The sequence below is a fragment of the Serratia sp. TSA_198.1 genome (genome assembly GCF_052686505.1).
In genome coordinates, this window is the sequence record NZ_JBQZFP010000002.1 from 158,072 (window position 1) to 176,705 (window position 18,634).

An 18,634-nucleotide genomic window follows, 5' to 3' on the forward strand; every position below is an offset into this window, starting at 1 on the left:
CCATCGCAGGGTTCAACCGACACACTGTATGGCAACACCTGCGCGATATAATTCCATCGGCCAAAGATCTGTCTGCAAGGGTTACCTTTGGCCGTAATCCCATAGAGTAACAATTTGACATACTCGCCGGGAAGGACGTTCTCTACGTAAAGTGGAATAAAGCGCTAAATGTCAAAAAAAGCGCTGCCGAGGCGGCAAGCGTGAATAACAGTTTGCAAAGCCCGCCGCCTCTTTTACCATGGGGCCAACACACCCTCAGGTAAGCTAAACGTTAAGCAGGATCTTACTATGGCGTATAAAATTCCATTTCCACCCCGTCAGCCTTCCGCCTCTTCCCATCTGCCCCTGACCCTGATCTCTCTGGAGGATTGGGCGCTGGTGACGCTGAGCGGCCCGGACAGGGTGAAATACCTTCAGGGCCAAGTGACTGCAGACATCGAAGCGCTGGCGGCCGATCGTCACGTGCTGTGCGCCCACTGCGATGCCAAGGGCAAAATGTGGAGCAACCTGCGTCTGTTCCACCGCGGTGAAGACTTTGCCTATCTGGAACGCCGCAGCGTACTGGACAGCCAACTGGCGGAAATCAAGAAATACGCGGTGTTCTCCAAGCTCACCATTGCCGTCGATAGCGAAGCGGTGCTGCTGGGCGTAGCCGGTTTTCAGGCACGCGCAGCCTTGGCGGGCGTCTTCAACAGCCTGCCGGATGCGGAGCATCAGGTGGTGCAGGACGGTGAAACCACCCTGCTGCACTTCTCTGCGCCGGCGGAACGTTTTCTGCTGGTGACCACCGCCGCGGTGGCCGAACAATTAACGGGCAAACTGAACGAGCAGGCAGAACTGAACGACAGCCAACAATGGCTGACGCTGGATATCGAAGCCGGTTACCCGGTGATTGACGCCGCCAACAGCGGGCAGTTGATTCCACAGGCCACCAACCTGCAGGCACTGGAGGGCATCAGCTTCAGCAAGGGCTGCTATACCGGCCAGGAGATGGTTGCTCGTGCCAAATTCCGCGGCGCCAACAAGCGTGCGCTGTACTGGCTGGAAGGCAACGCCGGACGGGTGCCGCTGGCCGCTGAGGATCTCGAACTGCAGTTGGGCGATAACTGGCGCCGGACCGGTACGGTGCTGGCCGCCGGTAAGCTGGCCGATGGCCGGCTTTGGGTGCAAGCGGTGTTGAATAATGATTTGGATGCCGACAGCAAACTGCGGGTACGTGACGATGCCGCCAGTCAGTTGACGATCAAACCCTTGCCGTATTCGCTGGAAGCGTAAGGGTTCAGTACGCAGAATCCGTGGGCGCAACCTGTTGCGCCCTACACCCCTCGCTATTCGTCCAACTCTCCGTCACGCTGAACCAGATAGATCAGAACTAAAAGAAGGGTTACAAAGAAACGAAAGGCAGCAGGCACGCCGTTCCACTGTTGCGACATCCACATACCGAACCACTCTCCCCCGATCGACATAAAGCCAACTTGCCAGGTCAGGAACCCGAGCGTCAGGCCGGCTATCGCCAATTTTTTACGACTATTAAACACTTGCGACGGCAATTTCAGGCCCCCCAACAAACGCAGGCCTCCGATCCAACACAGCAGTGCGGTCAGGCTTTCCAGCATAATAATGACGATATAGCCTGCGTGATGCAGCCAGGGCGTTTGTATCGAGCGGTAAGTGATGGTCGCATCGGGGAAAATAGTGTCCATCATAAAAACATGGCGCACAAAGGCGAAATTGGAGCCGTAATCCGTAATATTGCCAAAGGCAACCAGGGTAGCAAACAGCGCCATAGCGCATACCAGCAGCGCTTTAGATAAGCGAACGATCATAGTGATGATTCCTGAAAAAGTGATAGACGCACCGTAAGTGCAAGTGTGCGGGCTCAGGAATGGGAAAGGGGCTTGCTGGATACCCGTAAGAAACAAGCGCTCCCTTTTTAACCCAAAAGAAACGCTTGTTCAATATGGCACTAACACGTGCGAGGTCGACACTCAGACGTACAGATAAATCGCCATAAAATGGCACAGGCTGCCGCCGAGCACGAAACCATGCCAGATAGCGTGACCGAAGCGGAACCGTTTGGAGGCGTAAAAAATCACCCCCAGGGTATAGACCACGCCCCCCACCGCCAACAGCGTTACGCCGCCGATCGCCAGGCGGGTCGCCAACTGATAAATCACGATCAATGACAGCCAGCCCATCGTCAGATAGGTGACCAACGACAACGCCTCAAAGCGATGGGCGAACGCCAGTTTGAACAATACCCCCAGCAGCGCCAACCCCCAGATAACCGCCATCAGCCCTTTGGCCAGCGGCGAGTTGAGCCCCACCAGCAGAAACGGCGTGTAGGTACCGGCAATCAAGAGATAAATGGCGCAATGGTCAAACTTCTTCAGCCAGTGCTTGGCTTTCTGATGCGGAATGGCATGGTACAAGGTTGAGGCGAGGTACAACAGGATCATGCTGCCGCCATAAAGACTGTAACTGGCGATGGCCGTGATACCGGCGCCGGTATCCACCGCCTGTACCAGCAACAACACCAGCCCGACAATGCCGAAAACCAGTCCGATACCGTGGCTGATGCTATTGGCTATCTCTTCTGCCCACGGATACGCCGTAGCGGTATTTCTGTCGTTCTCGGCTTTCATCACTACGCCAGTATTTCCCATAAATCACAAACCCTCAAACGCACAATATTGTTCGAAATTACCGCAAACCAGCTTAACTGAGAACAATTCCAGTGTACACGTGTACGCTAAAATAAAACTGTGAATGCGTGTAACGCCACAAACATCGAAATCCCCTGCCCGCTGGTCTACAATCGACGAGCTTCAACCCACCTACCTTGAGGTTTACACCATGTCATCCGCTGTACCCGCGTTAGATTTCGGCTCAATGACCCAGGTCATCCAGTTCCTGATGGAAATCGACAAGTTGAAAAGCGTGCAACGCCGCACCAAAGTTCTCGGCACCCAGCGCCAGGAAAACTCCGCCGAGCACAGTTGGCACTTTGCCATTGCCGCTCTCAGCCTGGCGCCGTACGCCGGTGAAGGCGTTGATATCCAGCGGGTGATCCAGATGGCGCTGCTGCATGACATCGTGGAAATCGACGCCGGCGACGTACTGGTTTACGATCTGGCGGCGCGCGCAGCAATCCACGATCAGGAAGTGGCGGCGGCACGGCGGCTGTTTGGCATGCTGCCGACGCCACAACGCGAGTCTTTCACCGCTTTATGGCAGGAGTATGAAGATGGCGAGAGCGCCGACGCGCGCTTTGCGCTGGTGCTGGACCGCACCATGCCGATGCTGATGAACCTGCATAACGAAGGTCAAAGCTGGGTCGAGAACGGCATCAGCCTGGAGCAAGTGCTGTCACGCAACGCGATGATCGCTGAAGTCCACCCGGAGCTGTGGAAGCACCTGCTGCAACACCTGCAGGATGCGCAGCGCAAAGGCTGGCTGAAGTAATCTCCATCAGGCTGCAGCAAGCCGGGTGAATCCCTCACCCGGCGTGGTTTTTACAACGGTTTATGCGCCGTCTCCTTCGCGGCAATCACCGCCCACAGCGTGATCAGTAACGCCACCACCACATAGGCCGAGATCGCCAGCGTGCTGTCGTAAGATTTGAACAGCGTAGCGATGATCAGCGGCGCAAAGCCGCCACCGAGAATGCCGGCCAGCGTGTAGGCCAGCGACGAGCCGGCATAACGTACCCGGGTTGGGAACTGTTCGGTGATAAATGCCGCCTGCGGGCCGTACATTGCCGCATGGATCAGCAAGCCGATCACCACCGCCAGGCAGATCAGCACCGGCTGGCTGCTGTCCAGCAGCACAAAGAACACGAACGCCCAAACCATCGCCGCCAGCGCCCCGCCGATATACACCGGCCGACGGCCAAAGCGATCGGACAGCGCGCCGAACATCGGCACGGTAATGGCATTGCCAATCGCCCCCAGCATGGTGGCAGTCAGCGCCAGCGGGCGCGGCAGATTCAGCACCGTAGTGACGTAGGTCAGGGTAAATACCACCACCAGCGCATACAGCACGTCGGAACCGATGCGCGAGCCACCGGCGATCAGCAACGGCCGCCTGTGTTGAGTAAAGACTTCACGGATAGGAGCATGAGTCACATCCTTCGAAGCCTCCAGCTTCAGGAATGCCGGCGTTTCCCCCACGCCGCGGCGCAGCCACAAGCCAAAGACCACCAGCACCAGGCTGAGCAGGAAAGGAATGCGCCACCCCCACTGCTGGAAATCATCCGCCGACATCGCTACCGTCACCAGCGTGATCAACCCTGTGCCGATCAAGGTGCCGCAGGAAGGGCCAACCTGAGCAAACGAAGCGTTGCGTCCCCGCTGATGCGATTTCCCGTGTTCCATCGACAACAAGACCGCCCCCGCCCATTCGCCCCCCAGTGCGATGCCCTGAATAAAGCGCAACGTCACCAACAGCAGCGGGCTCCAGACCCCCCAACTGGCGTAACCGGGCAACAGCCCCATCAGTGCGGTGGTGACCCCCATAATCACCAGCGTGGTGACCAGCACAAATCGCCGACCCAATACGTCGCCGAGATGGCCAAAAACGATGCCGCCAATCGGCCGCGAAACATAGCCGACCGCATAGGTGGAAAACGCCAGAATGGTGCCCACCAGCGGATCGAACGACGGGAAGAACACGTGGTTGAAAATCAGCGCCGCCATAATGTTGTAAACGGTGAAGTCATACCATTCCAGTGCGGTGCCAATCGAACTGGCGGCCGCCAGCCTGCCGGTTTTTGGCGGATGGGCAGCAGAGGCGGCGGCAGATGAATCGACGATCGGCGTTTCAGTGGTTGATGTGCTCATGATGTCAGCTCCTGCTTGGTCAGTTGCCAGCCAAGGACATAGTGTTGAGTGGCCTCAGCCGCTGTTTTCAACTGGCGACAGGCCAGTTCATTTAGCCGCTGACCGGTTGCGGCGCTGCTGCTTTCAATCAGCAGCATCGGCAGCAGGCGACGGTTTTCCCGCGATTCTTTTGGCAACGGCGAGCTGAGTTCAACGTCGGGCGAGAGCAGGCTGCTGCGGACAAAACCGGGTTGTTCCGCCAGCATGCTCCCCAGATGTGTAATGGCGAGCTTAAGCCCCTCAGGCTCTGCCTGCTCAAGGGTGATGATGGCCAAATGACTGCCGCAGCCCTGCCCGGTTACTGCCTCCACCGCGCACACCCGACGCATCGGATCACGCATTTTATCGAGGCTCGACACCGACCAGGGTGTTTGTTGGGTAAAGGCGGCGCGGTAGGCCGCGGAGGTAAAACTGGCCAGGGATTCGGTTTTATACAACCCAAGGTATTTACGCCCGCCCTGCAACGCCTGGTAGCGCGTGCCCGACAAGAAACCGGGAACGCGTACCCGCTCTTCCACGTGCTCACGGTCGTACCACTGATTGAAATCCGCCTCGTCCTGCGCGGCGACATCTGTTGCGACAAACAGCATTCCGTTCGGGGAACCGGTCATGGGTACTCTCCTGTTAGCTCAAAGTATGGCGGGGTCATGCCCCACCGGAAAATCACGCACCGGCGAGACAGCGTTCAATCGCCAGCGCCCAACCCAGCAACGCCTCATCATGCATAGGTAGCCCAGCCAGCATCAGGCCAACCGGCGCTCCGCCAGGCTGCTGACAAGGCAGCGACAGCGCGCAGCCATCGAGGAAATTGATCACCGAAGGATTACGCAGCACGGCGCCATTGATACGGAAATAGGCGTCTTCATCCGCTTCAAGCTCGGCAATGGTCGGCGCGACCAGCGGTACGGTCGGCATCAACAACGCGTCAAACGCTTGCACGGCGGCGGTAACTCGCCGTTGCCAATCGGCACGCTGCTGCTGTAGCTGCTGCAAATCTCCCTCCCCCAGCGGCTGACCGCGGCGAATGCGCGACAGCACCCGTGGGTCATATTCCTCGGCATGTTCGGCGATCAGCGCCTGGTGCCAGCGCCAGGACTCCAGCGCGCTAAAACCGCCGGCGGCGTTGATGGCCGCCAGTTCGGCGAATTCCGTGCAGGGAATGGTTTCAATCTGCGCGCCGGCCTGCGCCAGCCGTTGCAGGCTGAGGTGAAACCCTGCTGCGACCTCTTCATCCAGGCCCTCCAGCACCAGGGTTTGCGGTACCGCAAAGCGCGCCTGACTCAGGTTTTTTAACTGCGGCTGCAACGGCCGTTCGGCTATCGCCGCATCCAGCGCGATGCAACCGGCAACGTCGTGAGCGATCACACCGATCGAATCCAGCGACGGTGACAACGGCAACAGGCCGCCATCGTTAATTCGCCGGGCGGTAGGCTTAAAACCGGTCAGGCCGCAGAAGGCCGCCGGGATCCGCACCGATCCGCCGGTGTCGCTGCCAATCGAACCAAAACACATACCATCGGCCACCGCGACCGCAGCCCCGGAGGATGAACCGCCGGGAATACGACGTGCAGCGCGATCCCAAGGATTGGCAGGCGTGCCGTAGTGAGGGTTGATCCCAAGCCCGGAATAGGCGAACTCGGTCATGTTGGTTTTACCGATAACCACCGCACCCGCCTGCAACAAGCGTTCCACCACGGCGGCATGTTTTGCGGCAGCCGGTGCGGCGGCCAGCACCCGTGAGCCGGCGGCGGTGGCTTCACCGGCCACGTCGAACAGGTCTTTGACCGACACCGGAACGCCGTCCAGCGCTGACAAAGGCTTCCCCTCCGCACGCCGGCGATCGGCCGCCAGTGCCTGCTGTTGCGCCCATTGCGCATAAACGCGGGTAAAAGCGCGCTTCCCCTCGCCCTGCTCATCGGCGATGTGCGCCAGCGCGGCGGCGGTCAGTTGCACGGCGGTCAATTCACCGCTGGCCAGCCCGGCGGCGGCCTGCCCTAAAGTCAGCTTTTTCATCACGCCACCACCGGCAGTTCAACGCTGTGATAGCCATGAGTGATAGAGCGCCCCAGCACCTCGTCCGCCAGTTCCATGCGGAACTCGGCCGCCGGCCGGATGCCGCCAATCGCCGCTACCGTACCGCAGGTCATAGCTAATCCATCACGCGGCCGCGGTACCGTCAGCCCGCCTTCCGGCAACTGCTGGCCGCCCAGATAGCGCTCCAGCAGATCGCCCGGCGTGCGCAGGCTGGCGAGGCTTCCCTGCTGATAAAGCCGGAATTCCCCGTCTTCCTTGATCCACGACCGCAGGATCAGCGAATCCCAGTGCGCGATCACCTCTCGCAGCGGCCAAGCGGTGCGCGCAACCGGCTTAACGCAGATCTGTTTGGAGAGCGCTACGCTGTGCGCTTCCAGTTGACGATCGGTATGATCGGACGCCAGCGAAACGTACAGCTCGCCGCGATGGGCGAAGATCAGCGGTTCCGCTTCCCCGGAGGTGGCGTTGCCGATCACTTCGATGCGTTCGCTCTGGCTAAGCTGGTTAACCGCCACCCGGTAAAACAGTGGGATTGCACTGGGTTGGGGCACGCCCAGCTCGGCCAACTCCCGAATATGGTGCAAGATCGCCTCGCGGTCGCGGCCGGTCCAGCCGGCGATCACCAGATGATCAATCTCGACATCCAGCGCCCCGGCGCCGCAGGATTCGGGTAAAGTGAAGGTCAATCTCATGGCGTTGTGCCTCTTTGGTTAAAATACTGTGAAATTTCACTATATCTTTAGTAACCAAATAAGCGATTTCCGTGCCATGTTTTTGTGTACTATGTCTAAAAACTTTCTTCTTGCAGGAGCAGAACGTGATGACCGTTGACGCAGAGAGCCAGGCACTCCCGACGGCAGAGGAAGCCGGGCTGTCACTGAATGAACTGGCCTATCGGCGCTTCAAGCAGGCGCTGGTGACGTTAAGTTATAAACCCGGTGAATATCTCAATACCGCACAGGTCATGAGCGAACTGGATATGGGCAGAACGCCGATCAATCAGGCGATCCACCGTTTGGCGAATGAAGGGTTGCTGCAGGTGATCCCGCGCAAAGGGGTGATGGTTTCTCCGCTGTCGATGGATGACGCGCTGGAGCTGATCGAAGTGCGGCTGGCCAATGAAATGCTGTGCATGCGGCTGGCGAGCAAAAGGATTACCGAGCCACAGATCGCTGCGCTGACCGCGCTCAATCAACAAATCGAAGCCGCCTGCCAGAGCCGCGACCGGATTCGGATGATGACGCTCGATCATGCGTTCCATCAGGAACTGGCGCTGATCGCCGGCAATAACATGTTGGTGGATATCTTGAGCGTGCTGCACGCCAGGGCGCAGCGTTTTTGGGCCAGCACGTTGTCGCGGGAAGGGCATATGCGGGAAGTGATCGAGGAACATCGGGCGATTATCGCCGCACTGGCCGCCCAGGACAGCGACGCCGCGGCCGACGCGGCAGAAGCGCATATTCTGTCGTTCCGCAGCGCGCTGTTGCACGAGGGCTGAGCAGGCTCAGAGAACAAATCCGGTAACCTGAAATCACCGGATAATTATCCACAACGCCAACTCGATTTTACTCTTCGTGCTCATGCTCCTTCAGCATCGCTTCACGCAGCACTGCGTTCAATCACCGCCCGCCGGCAGCCTCGATAAAACTGCCGGTCACGTAAGACGCGGCATCGGACAGCAGAAAGGCGATGGCTTCTGCCACCTCTTCCGGATAGCCGCCACGCTGCATCGGCAACCCGCTTTTTACCCGGTCGACACGCCCCGGCTCACCGCCGCTGGCATGCATTTCAGTATAAATAAACCCCGGCCGCACGCCGTTGACCCGGATGCCCTGCGCCGCCACCTCCAGAGAAAGCCCGGTAGTCAGCGTGTCGACCGCGCCCTTTGAGGCGGCATAGTCGACATATTCGCCCGGTGCCCCCAAACGGGCGGCGGCGGACGACACATTAACGATCGCTCCGCCCTTCCCTCCATGGCGCTTCGCCATGCGCTTCACCGCCTCGCGGCAGCAGAGAAAATAGCCGGTTACGTTGGTGGTCAATACCTTGTTGATGCGCTCGGCGGTAAGTTGCTCGATACCGGCCTGCTGAAACAGAATACCGGCGTTGTTGACCAGTGCGTCGATCGGGCCAAGGGTCGCGTCCAGCGCCGCAAACATCGCCGCCACCTGGCTTTCATCGGCGATATCCGCCCGCAGCGCCACCGCCCGGCCCCCCAGGGACGCGATCTCCGCCACCACCTGCTGCGCCGCCGCTTCATCTTTCAGATAGTTAACACCCACCGCGTAACCCTGGCGGGCCAGCAGCAGCGCCGTGGCGCGCCCAATGCCCCGGCTGGCGCCGGTGACCAGTGCAACTTTCGACATGCTATTCCTTGTTATGGTTGGGAAATCAGAAACTGTAACTGGCACCCAGGAAGGCAACCCCAGCCACTTTTTTCTCGACGATCGGGCTTTTAGCCGCGTCACCCAACAGAGTATAGATACCCGCACCGGCCTGGAAGGCGATTTCCGGCGTCCATTGGTAATTCAGCGCGCCATTGAGCGTCACCTGCTTAAAACCGCTCCCCGGCCGATAAGCGGCGAAAGAGGTTTGCTGCGCCTGCCGCTGCGTCACGCCAAAATAGCCACGCTGATAACCGCTGTTGGCCCAGGTGGTGCTCAGATCACTCGACAGGGTCAGCGCCTCGCTCAGCGAATAAACCGCCGCCACACCCAGATCGACATAGGCGGTATGCCCCAGATCCTCATCGCCGTAACGACGCGCTTTGGTGGCTTGCATACCTTTCACAAAGGCATGGAAAGGGTCAAATTTATAGCTCAGCTCTATGCCCGCCTCAAAAGCGCCGTCGAGGTCACCCATGCCTTTTAGCCGCTTATTACGGCCGCTCAACGTTTTCACCTCCTCATCACGCCCGGCGTCATAACCGGCCAATAAGGCGATGCCAAACGGCCCTGACAAGGGTAACTGCCAGCGTGCGCCGTCGATCAGGCCCAGACTGAAATCACCCCAGGCCGATTTATCGTAACCGGCCTGAATGTCGTACAACGGCACGGCGCTATAGCTGGAAGCCCCCTGATAAACCGGTGCTACCGCCATACCGCCACTGAGTTTCAATGAAGCTTCTCCGTCATCCTGTGTAAACCCCTGCAGGGGAAATAACATCAATAACGTCACCGCAGAATAACCCAGGGTATTTTTCACCGTATCTACCTTATTATTTAATGGGAGTGTTATAGCGCTATCAGGCGCCGTAATTGTTTTTTCATACGTGGTTTTAAACTGTCAAAAACATCCGACATCTCCGTATGTGAGCTGAGCTGTACGGCTGGAGGGTGTGGGACTGAATTATTTTCCTCCCGGGCACCTATGTGAAAAATCAGCAGCTCCAGAGCGATAAATAAAATCACGCACGGACGGACAATCCCGCCAGAGAGGGCTAAATTTAAAGCGTTGCCAGCATGCATTTTTTTACCCTAAGGTGACTGTTGTGCTGGAGCAGCCTACCCGAAACCCTGAGTCGTTGCCTTAACGCGAAATTAACGCCAGATTAAGGTTTGCTTAAGAAGGCATAACCGAAGAGCCGTACGGCGTTGTCTTCCGCTGAGGGTTGTAGTTATATAGCCGCCAGCGCCGTGACATAAACCGGATATCCAGTGAACATTTTGCTTGTGGAAGACGATCTGCAATTGGGCAAAGCCCTGTGCCGCGCATTGGAACTGGCAGGGTTCGATCTGTGCTGGGTGCGGCTGGTCCATGATGCACAACTTCAATTATCGCAGGGCAGCTTCGATTTAATGCTGCTGGATCTGACCCTGCCCGATGGCGACGGCTTGACGAAACTGGTCGAATGGCGCGCCGCCGGACAAAATATTCCGATCATTATTCTGACCGCACGCGACCGCATCGAGAGCCTGGTCAATAGCCTGGATTCCGGTGCAGACGACTTTCTGGCCAAACCTTTTGCGCTGCCGGAACTGATTTCACGCGTGAAGGCGGTGAACCGACGCATGGCCGGGTTCGCCTCCCAAACCTGGAGTCTCGGTAATCTGTATCTGGACCCGATGAACCATCAGGTCACCCTGGAAGACGAACTGTTGCTGCTATCAAAAAAAGAGTACCGCCTGCTGCACGAGCTGATGCGCTGCGCCGGTACTGTGGTGCGCAAAGCCACATTGGAACAGCGGCTGTTCGGCAATGGCGACAGCGTGGAAAGTAATTCTCTGGAGGTGCACATGCATAACCTGCGACGCAAGATCGGCAAGGAAAGAATTATTACCGTGCGCGGCATCGGCTATTTATTAAAAAAAGAGACGCAGGGATGATCAGTTTCAAGTCTTTTTTTATACGCACCATTGTTTTTCAGGTTATGGCAATACTCGTACTCTGGGGAATATTGCTTGGCTGGGTAAAATATCTGTATTACCCCGATGCAGAGAAGTATTTGGATAATCAGCAACGCATTGTCGCACTCGGCATCGCCAATATTCTCGATAAAACCGACATTACCGAACACAATTATCTCGAGATTATCAAAGATATCGAAATAATGTATATCGATTCGATCAAAAACGGCATGCAGGACGAAATAGATTATCGTCCGTTGTTTTTGGTTTACGACCATAATAATCGGATGCTCTACGCCTCGCCGCCGCAGGAAAAACCCTTGTCCCTGCCTCCTTCAGTGCTGTCCGGCACCATCAGCTATGCCAACGTAAAGTGGCATATCGCCGGCAGTTGGAGCGATAAACAGCGCTTTAGAGTGATCGTCGGCGAATCCTTTGACAACCGCACCACTATTTTCGGCAACCCGGCGGAAAGTACCGCGATCCCGCTGCTGGTGGTCCTGGCTGCCATAATTGTTGCTCTGCTGATCACCGCCTATTTCAGCCTGCGGCCGCTGCGGCAAATCGCCAGGATGATCTCCGATCGCAAACCCGGTAATTTATCGCCGATCAACGTCCGTGAGCAATATCAGGAAATCCGGCCGGTAGTGTTGGAAATCAATAAGTTGATGACGCGTATCGACGCCGCCAATCAGCGTGAAAAACGCTTTATGGCCGATGCCGCCCACGAGCTGCGCACCCCGATCGCCGCCGTGCTGGCGCAATTGCACTTGCTGACCCAGGTGGCGGATAAAACCGAGCGGCAGGAAATTATTGAAGACATGCAGCAAGGGCTGGATCGCGCAGCATCGCTGTCACGCCAGCTGATTGATTTGGCCAAACTGGAGTCGGAGAACTTTCCGCTGAAGATGGAAGCGGTGGATATCTACGCTGAAATCAGCAAGTGCATTGCGCAGCACGTGCCCTATGCGCTGGAGAAGAACGTCGAACTTTCGCTGGATGGCAGTGAAAATGTGGTGGTTGAGACCGACCGCCACTCGCTGATTGCCATATTCACCAACCTGCTGGATAACGCCATCAAATACGCGCCGGCCGGTGGTCATATCGAAGCCAACATCCGTTCACTGTCGCCGATGGGTTGCTATATTAGCCTGCGCGACAACGGGCCGGGTGTGAATAAAGAACATTGCAAACGCCTGTTTGAACGCTTTTACCGCGTGCCGGGCACCCAGCAGATCGGCAGCGGCCTGGGGCTGGCGATAGCCAAGAACCTGGCCGATAAAATCGGCGCGCAATTGCGGATCACCGAAGGGCTTGACGATCGCGGTATCGGGTTTGTTATCGATCTGCCAGAAAATTACCAGGCGCCACAAGGAAAGTAATAAGGGATCTGGCCCATTTTGGGGCAGGTACGGTACTGTGGCTCGGGCTGGCCAGTTTTTTCCTGGCGGCCAAACTGGCCGCCAGGGCTGACGCCTAACGCGAAATGCGGATCACCGAACGAACATCGCTTTTCTTGTTCAAATCCCAGACGGCGGCAATCTCGGACAAGCCATGCTCCTGCGTCTCGACGGCGATCTTGCCTGCCGCCGCCAGGGCCAGGATCTCGTTGGCATACCTTTGCATTTCCGCCACCGGAGGGAAGTTACCGGTGCCACTGCCCATAATCTGCAGTTGATTACTGCGCAGCACCGCAGCCGGCAGCCGGATGTCCGGCCCGGCCATCGAACCGACGTTAACCAGCCGGATGCCGCGCCCTCCTGCATAGGAAGAGAGGTCATGGTTGTTCAAGGTGGCGAGCAGCGCTTCGGTGGCCGCTCCCCAGATATAATCAACAATCACGTGATAACCTGCCGGGCCTGCTGCGTCGGCAAAGGCCTGCACCAGCTCAGCGCCTTCCAGCCCGAGATCTACCGTGCCGTCAACACCCAGCGCATCCAACACGCTCTGTCGACGGCCGGCGGCCACGATGCGCCCCGCTCCCGCCTGACGGGCGGCGGCCACCGCCAGCTTGCCCGACGTCCCCGTGGCACCAATAATCAGCACGGTTTCACCCGGTTGCACCTCGGCGCGCCAATGCAGCGGCAGCCAGGCGGCGAAAGCCGGATTTATCAGCGCCGCTGCGGTGGCGTCATCCACGCCTTCCGGTACCGGCACTGTCCATGACGCGACGGTTCTTTCCGCCAGTGCGCCATGCGGCTGGCGGAACGAGGCAAAATAAACCCGTTGACCGTCCGGCGTGTAGCCCACGCCATCGGTGCCGGGCACAATCGGCAAGGTCCTGGGGCTGGAGTAATGGGTTCCCGCCACCATCGCGCGGTCAAGCTGCTTGATGCCCGCCAACGTCACCTCAATCAACACCTCGCCGGCCTGAGCCTGAGGCTCTTCGACTGACCCGAAAACCGGTGGCTGCCCTAACGCTTTTACGATTGCCGCTTTCATAACGATTCCTTATGCCATTGAGTTTGCCCATTAAGCAGTGAAGCGCAATCACTGCGGCCCGGCAATAAAAAAGGGACACCGCATCATGCGGTGTCCCTTGCCAACAAACGTTGCCGAACGTGTTATTCGTATTCGCTCATTGGCACGCAGGAACAGAACAGATTGCGGTCGCCATACACGTCATCCAGACGCTTCACGCTCGGCCAGTATTTGTTCTCACGCACACCGGCGATAGGGAACACCGCCAGCTCGCGGCTGTAGGCATGCTGCCAATCGCTGACCAGCTCCGCCTGAATGTGCGGCGCGTTCACCAGCGGGTTGTCTTCCAGCGGCCATTCGCCTTTCGCTACCCGGTCAATCTCGCCGCGGATGGCCAGCATCGCGTCGATAAAGCGATCCAGCTCCGCCTTGCTTTCCGATTCGGTGGGTTCGACCATCAACGTGCCCGCAACCGGGAACGACATGGTCGGCGCATGGAAACCGTAGTCAATCAGACGCTTGGCGATGTCCATTTCGCTGATGCCGGTCTCTTCTTTCAGCGGACGAATGTCGAGAATACATTCATGCGCCACGCGATGGTCGCGGCCGGTATACAGCACCGGATAGGCATCTTTCAGGCGGGTCGCGATGTAGTTGGCGTTGAGGATCGCCACCTGGCTCGCCAGTTTTAACCCTTCCGCGCCCATCATGCGGATGTACATCCAGCTGATTGGCAAAATAGAAGCGCTGCCGAACGGTGCGGCGGACACCGCGCCTTGCTGAGTGGTTACGCCGTCGATCTGCACCACGCTGTGACCCGGCACGAACGGAGCCAGATGCGCTTTGACGCCGATCGGGCCCATGCCCGGGCCGCCGCCGCCATGCGGGATGCAGAAGGTTTTATGCAGGTTGAGGTGCGAGACGTCTGCGCCGATGTAACCCGGCGTGGTAATGCCGACCTGAGCATTCATGTTGGCACCGTCGAGATACACCTGGCCGCCGAACTGATGAACGATCTGACACACTTCGCGGATGGTTTCTTCGTACACGCCATGGGTCGACGGGTAGGTCACCATGATGCAGGACAGTTCTTCGCCCGCCTGTTCCGCCTTGATGCGCAGATCGTGCAGATCGATGTTGCCGTTCTTGTCACAAGCCACTACCACGACGCTCATGCCCGCCATCTGGGCGGAAGCCGGGTTGGTGCCGTGCGCCGAACTTGGGATCAGGCAGATATGACGGCCCGCTTCATTACGGCTTTCGTGGTAACGGCGGATTGCCAGCAAGCCGGCGTATTCGCCCTGCGCGCCAGAGTTCGGCTGCATGCAAACCGCGTCGTAACCGGTCAGTTGCACCAGCCACTGCGACAGTTGGCCAATCATCTGCTGATAGCCTGCCGCCTGCTCTGGCGGGCAGAATGGGTGCAGTTCGGAGAATTCAGGCCAGGTGATCGGGATCATTTCCGCCGCAGCATTCAGCTTCATGGTGCAGGAACCGAGCGGGATCATCGCCTGGTTGAGCGCCAGGTCTTTGCGCTCCAGACGGTGCATGTAACGCATCATCTCGGTTTCGCTGTGGTAGCGGTTGAATACCGGGTGGGAGAGGATCGGATCCTTGCGCAGCATTGCCGCCGGGATCGACTGGCTGTTTTTGCTCACCGCCGCGTCCAGCGCGTCGATGTCCAGCCCATGTTCGTCACCCGCCAACAGGGCGAACAGCGTCTGCACGTCTTCACGCGAGGTGGCTTCGTCCAGCGTGATGCCGACCGCACCGTGGATGTCGGTGCGCAGGTTGATGCCAAAGCTCAGCGCGCGCTCCAGCACGGCAGCCTTGTCTTTTACTTCCACCGTCAGGGTATCGAACCAGGTTTTATGACGCAGCGCCAGACCGGCCTGTTGCAGCCCGGCGGCCAGAATGTCGGTCAGGCGATGGATACGCCCGGCAATGCGCTGCAGGCCCTGTGGGCCGTGGTACACCGCGTACAGGCTGGCGATGTTGGCCAGCAGCACCTGCGAGGTACAAATATTCGAGTTGGCCTTTTCGCGGCGGATATGTTGCTCACGGGTTTGCATCGCCATACGCAGCGCGGTGTTACCAGCGGCGTCGCGGGAAACGCCGATAATGCGGCCCGGCATTGAGCGTTTGAATTCATCGCGGCAGGCGAAGAAGGCGGCGTGCGGGCCGCCGTAGCCCATCGGCACGCCAAAACGCTGCGCGGAACCGAAGACCACGTCTGCGCCCTGTTTGCCCGGTGCAGTCAACAGCACCAGCGCCATGATGTCGGCCGCCACGCTGGTGACAATTTTGCGGGTTTTCAGCTCAGCCAGCAACACGCTGTAGTCGTGCAGCTCGCCGGTGGTGCCCACCTGTTGCAGCAACACACCGAATACGCCCTGCAGTTCCAGCACTTTCTCGGCTTTATCGACGATCACTTCAAAGCCGAAGGTTTCGGCGCGGGTGCGTACCACGTCCAGCGTTTGCGGGTGCACATCGTCAGCCACGAAGAAACGATTGGCGTCTTTCAGCTTGCTGGCGCGCTTGGCCAGTGCCATCGCTTCGGCGGCGGCGGTGGCTTCGTCCAGCAACGAAGCGGACGCCAGATCCAGGCCGGTCAGATCAAGGGTCACCGTCTGGAAGTTTAACAGTGCCTCAAGGCGGCCCTGCGACACTTCCGGCTGATACGGCGTATATGCGGTGTACCAGCCCGGATTTTCCAGCATGTTGCGCAGGATCACCGGCGGCGTCAACACTGCGCTGTAGCCCATACCGATATAGGATTTGTAGCGCTGATTCTGCGAGGCAATCGCCTTCAGTTCGGCCAGCGCCTGATGTTCAGTCGCCGCATCGCCCACCGGCGGCGGCCCAGGCAGTTGAATGTCTGCCGGCACAATCTGTTGGATCAGCGCGCTGAGCGAGCGTGCGCCCACCGCTTCCAGCAACTGCTGCTGTTGTTGCGCAGAAGAGCCGATGTGGCGTTCGATGAACGCTTCGCTGTGTTCAAGTTGGCTGAGTGTCTGAGTCATTGCTACAAATTCCTGAATTCTTACGTGATACGGGAGTACGGGATATAGCTTGATCTATAACTAAAACGCCCCGGCCAAAAGGCCCGGGGCGCTGCAACTGTTACTCGTCGATCGAGGCTTTGTAAGCCGCGGCGTCCAGCAAGTTCGCCAGTTCACCTTCGTCTGACGCTTTAATCTGGAACAGGAAACCTTCACCGTATGGCGCGCTGTTCACCAGCTCCGGAGAGCTCTCCAGTTCGCCGTTTACCGCAACGATTTCGCCACTGATTGGCGCGTAAATGTCTGATGCAGCCTTGACGGACTCCGCCACGGCGCAATCTTCACCGGCAGCAACTTGGCGGCCCACTTCCGGCAGATCGACAAAGACCATATCGCCCAGCAACTCCTGCGCATGTTCGGTGATGCCTACGGTGTAAACGCCGTTACCTTCTGAACGAACCCACTCGTGGGAAGATGCGTATTTCAATTCTGTTGGCACATTGCTCATCGCCAGTTACTCCTTCGAAGAAATAAAGAATCAATAAACAAAAAATTAATTAATCAGTGGTTTACCGGCACGGACAAAGCCAGGTTTGGTGACCTTGACCGGCATTTCGCGGTTGCGGATTTGCACAATAGCCTGCTCGCCGATACCGGCGGGCACGCGCGCCAGGGCAATACTGAAGCCCAGGGTCGGCGAGAAGGAGCCGCTGGTGATCACCCCTTCGTGCGCCTGACCTGCCGCGTCGGTGAAACGCACCGGCAGCTCATTACGTAATACGCCTTTTTCCGTCATGATCAAGCCGACCAGTTGTTCGGTACCCTGTTCCCGCTGCTGTTCCAGCGCGTCGCGGCCGATGAACTGGCGATCTTCCGGTTGCCAGGCGATGGTCCAGGCCATATTGGCAGCCAGCGGCGAAACGCCTTCGTCCATCTCTTGGCCGTACAGATTCATGCCCGCTTCCAGCCGCAGGGTGTCGCGCGCGCCCAGGCCAGCCGGTTTAACGCCCGCCGCCAACAGCTTTTGCCAGAAATCCACCGCCTGCTCTTTCGGCAAGGCGATTTCATAGCCCGCTTCGCCGGTATAGCCGGTGGTGGCAATGAACAGATCCCCGGCCTGTACGCCGAAGAAGGGCTTCATGCCTTCAACCGCACTTTTTTGTTCCGGGGTAAACAGAGTGGCTGCGCGTTCTTTGGCCTGTGGGCCCTGCACCGCAACCAGCGCCAGATCGTCACGCACCCTCAGCTCAATGCCATAAGGCGCTGCGTGTTCTTCGATCCAGGCCAGGTCTTTGTCGCGCGTGGCGGAGTTCACCACCAGGCGGAAATAGTCTTCAGTAAGGAAGTAAACGATGAGATCGTCGATCACGCCGCCGGACGCATTCAGCATGCCGGTATACAGCGCCTTGCCGGGTTGAGTGAGTTTGGCGACATCATTCGCCAGCAGATAGCGCAGGAACTCGCGGGTGCGGGCACCGTGCAGATCCACAATGGTCATATGGGAGACGTCGAACATACCGGCATCCTGACGCACGGCGTGGTGCTCATCGATCTGGGATCCGTAATGCAGCGGCATCATCCAGCCATGAAAATCTACCATGCGCGCACCGCACGCCACGTGCTGGTCGTACAGTGGGGTTTGCTTTGCCATCTTTTCCCTCATTCCACTCAGTAGCTGAAGTTAGGGTGCTGCCACGCAATACGTCAGATTATGGCTCGCGGGCCGGGTTACGTGGCGCACTGACTGCCCAACAGAAACGCTGCGTCGAAACGTACGGAAACTGTGGCCAACCGTCGTGACGCAAACGATACCTTTGTTCTGACGTTATCACCGAACGACCGCATTAACCATAAGTTAAAATAGGCTTGGCGGTGTCCGTCGCCAGTAAAACGCCGGGCTAGTGTGCAGAGTTTTTAACTGGAAAAATGCGCTTTAAGGCACAAAACCAAC

General features: G+C 58.2%; 17 protein-coding genes. 5 read left to right on the forward strand and 12 right to left on the reverse strand.

All coding sequences use genetic code 11. From position 1 onward, the window contains the following. The first annotated feature begins 288 nt into the window (after positions 1–288). Positions 289–1,275 carry a tRNA-modifying protein YgfZ gene (gene ygfZ / locus ACUTSW_RS12130; protein ID WP_006327726.1) on the forward strand — a complete coding sequence of 329 codons (987 nt, stop codon included), beginning with the start codon at positions 289–291 and terminating at the stop codon, positions 1,273–1,275. 53 nt (positions 1,276–1,328) lie between these two features. Here ygfZ and ACUTSW_RS12135 read toward each other — a convergent pair whose 3' ends face one another. Together ACUTSW_RS12135 and trhA are read right to left on the reverse strand one after the other, a co-directional pair. Next, on the reverse strand, positions 1,329–1,826 hold the full coding sequence (locus tag ACUTSW_RS12135; RefSeq protein ID WP_445584524.1) for a DUF2165 family protein: 498 nt from the start codon (positions 1,824–1,826) through the stop codon (positions 1,329–1,331). A 162-nt stretch (positions 1,827–1,988) separates the two neighbouring features. After that, entirely contained in the window at positions 1,989–2,666 is a 678-nt protein-coding gene (gene trhA, locus ACUTSW_RS12140; protein ID WP_004952439.1) for a PAQR family membrane homeostasis protein TrhA, read from the reverse strand. Positions 2,667–2,856: 190 nt separating this feature from the next. On the opposite strand from trhA, the gene ACUTSW_RS12145 reads away from it, so the two are divergent. Beyond that, the gene (locus tag ACUTSW_RS12145; protein WP_013814383.1) at positions 2,857–3,465 is read left to right on the forward strand and encodes an HD domain-containing protein; all 609 of its coding nucleotides are present in this window, start codon (positions 2,857–2,859) and stop codon (positions 3,463–3,465) included. Between the two features lie 50 nt (positions 3,466–3,515). On the opposite strand, the gene ACUTSW_RS12150 is transcribed toward ACUTSW_RS12145, so the two are convergent. Genes ACUTSW_RS12150 through ACUTSW_RS12165 form a run of 4 tightly spaced genes read right to left on the reverse strand, consistent with a single transcriptional unit; the run spans position 3,516 to position 7,606 of the window. Further along, on the reverse strand, positions 3,516–4,841 hold the full coding sequence (locus ACUTSW_RS12150) for an MFS transporter (protein ID WP_445584525.1): 1,326 nt from the start codon (positions 4,839–4,841) through the stop codon (positions 3,516–3,518). Continuing rightward, the gene (locus tag ACUTSW_RS12155) at positions 4,838–5,491 is read right to left on the reverse strand and encodes a hypothetical protein (protein WP_445584526.1); all 654 of its coding nucleotides are present in this window, start codon (positions 5,489–5,491) and stop codon (positions 4,838–4,840) included. The genes ACUTSW_RS12150 and ACUTSW_RS12155 overlap by 4 nt, the downstream gene beginning before the upstream one ends. Positions 5,492–5,543: 52 nt before the next feature. Further along, on the reverse strand, positions 5,544–6,893 hold the full coding sequence (locus ACUTSW_RS12160) for an amidase (protein ID WP_445584527.1): 1,350 nt from the start codon (positions 6,891–6,893) through the stop codon (positions 5,544–5,546). Beyond that, entirely contained in the window at positions 6,893–7,606 is a 714-nt protein-coding gene (locus tag ACUTSW_RS12165; protein ID WP_445584528.1) for a DUF2848 domain-containing protein, read from the reverse strand. The genes ACUTSW_RS12160 and ACUTSW_RS12165 overlap by 1 nt, the downstream gene beginning before the upstream one ends. Positions 7,607–7,734: 128 nt before the next feature. Between ACUTSW_RS12165 and ACUTSW_RS12170 the strand changes: the two genes are divergently transcribed. Further along, positions 7,735–8,412: a GntR family transcriptional regulator gene (locus ACUTSW_RS12170; RefSeq protein WP_063200112.1), complete on the forward strand. Its 678-nt coding sequence runs from the start codon at positions 7,735–7,737 to the stop codon at positions 8,410–8,412. A gap of 121 nt (positions 8,413–8,533) precedes the next feature. Here the strand turns inward: ACUTSW_RS12170 and ACUTSW_RS12175 are convergent, their stop codons facing one another. Beyond that, a complete protein-coding gene (locus ACUTSW_RS12175) occupies positions 8,534–9,280 on the reverse strand; it encodes an SDR family oxidoreductase (RefSeq protein ID WP_445584529.1) in 747 nt (248 codons plus the stop codon). Positions 9,281–9,305: 25 nt separating this feature from the next. Then, the gene (locus ACUTSW_RS12180) at positions 9,306–10,118 is read right to left on the reverse strand and encodes a MipA/OmpV family protein (RefSeq protein WP_062868515.1); all 813 of its coding nucleotides are present in this window, start codon (positions 10,116–10,118) and stop codon (positions 9,306–9,308) included. Between the two features lie 452 nt (positions 10,119–10,570). Between ACUTSW_RS12180 and ACUTSW_RS12185 the strand changes: the two genes are divergently transcribed. Together ACUTSW_RS12185 and ACUTSW_RS12190 are read left to right on the forward strand one after the other, a co-directional pair. Next, positions 10,571–11,239 (forward strand): response regulator, encoded by a 669-nt coding sequence (locus tag ACUTSW_RS12185; protein ID WP_013814392.1) that lies wholly within the window; start codon positions 10,571–10,573, stop codon positions 11,237–11,239. Then, positions 11,236–12,642, forward strand: coding sequence for an ATP-binding protein (locus ACUTSW_RS12190; RefSeq protein WP_062868517.1), 1,407 nt, complete (start codon positions 11,236–11,238; stop codon positions 12,640–12,642). The genes ACUTSW_RS12185 and ACUTSW_RS12190 overlap by 4 nt, the downstream gene beginning before the upstream one ends. Before the next feature lie 94 nt (positions 12,643–12,736). Here ACUTSW_RS12190 and ACUTSW_RS12195 read toward each other — a convergent pair whose 3' ends face one another. From ACUTSW_RS12195 to gcvT, 4 genes are all read right to left on the reverse strand, one after another. Next, positions 12,737–13,702 carry a quinone oxidoreductase family protein gene (locus ACUTSW_RS12195; protein WP_062868519.1) on the reverse strand — a complete coding sequence of 322 codons (966 nt, stop codon included), beginning with the start codon at positions 13,700–13,702 and terminating at the stop codon, positions 12,737–12,739. 122 nt (positions 13,703–13,824) lie between these two features. Further along, a complete protein-coding gene (gene gcvP / locus ACUTSW_RS12200; RefSeq protein WP_062868523.1) occupies positions 13,825–16,704 on the reverse strand; it encodes an aminomethyl-transferring glycine dehydrogenase in 2,880 nt (959 codons plus the stop codon). A 100-nt stretch (positions 16,705–16,804) separates the two neighbouring features. Then, positions 16,805–17,191 carry a glycine cleavage system protein GcvH gene (gcvH, locus tag ACUTSW_RS12205; RefSeq protein WP_062868525.1) on the reverse strand — a complete coding sequence of 129 codons (387 nt, stop codon included), beginning with the start codon at positions 17,189–17,191 and terminating at the stop codon, positions 16,805–16,807. A gap of 45 nt (positions 17,192–17,236) precedes the next feature. After that, positions 17,237–18,334 carry a glycine cleavage system aminomethyltransferase GcvT gene (gene gcvT, locus ACUTSW_RS12210; RefSeq protein ID WP_062868527.1) on the reverse strand — a complete coding sequence of 366 codons (1,098 nt, stop codon included), beginning with the start codon at positions 18,332–18,334 and terminating at the stop codon, positions 17,237–17,239. Positions 18,335–18,634 lie beyond the last annotated feature (300 nt).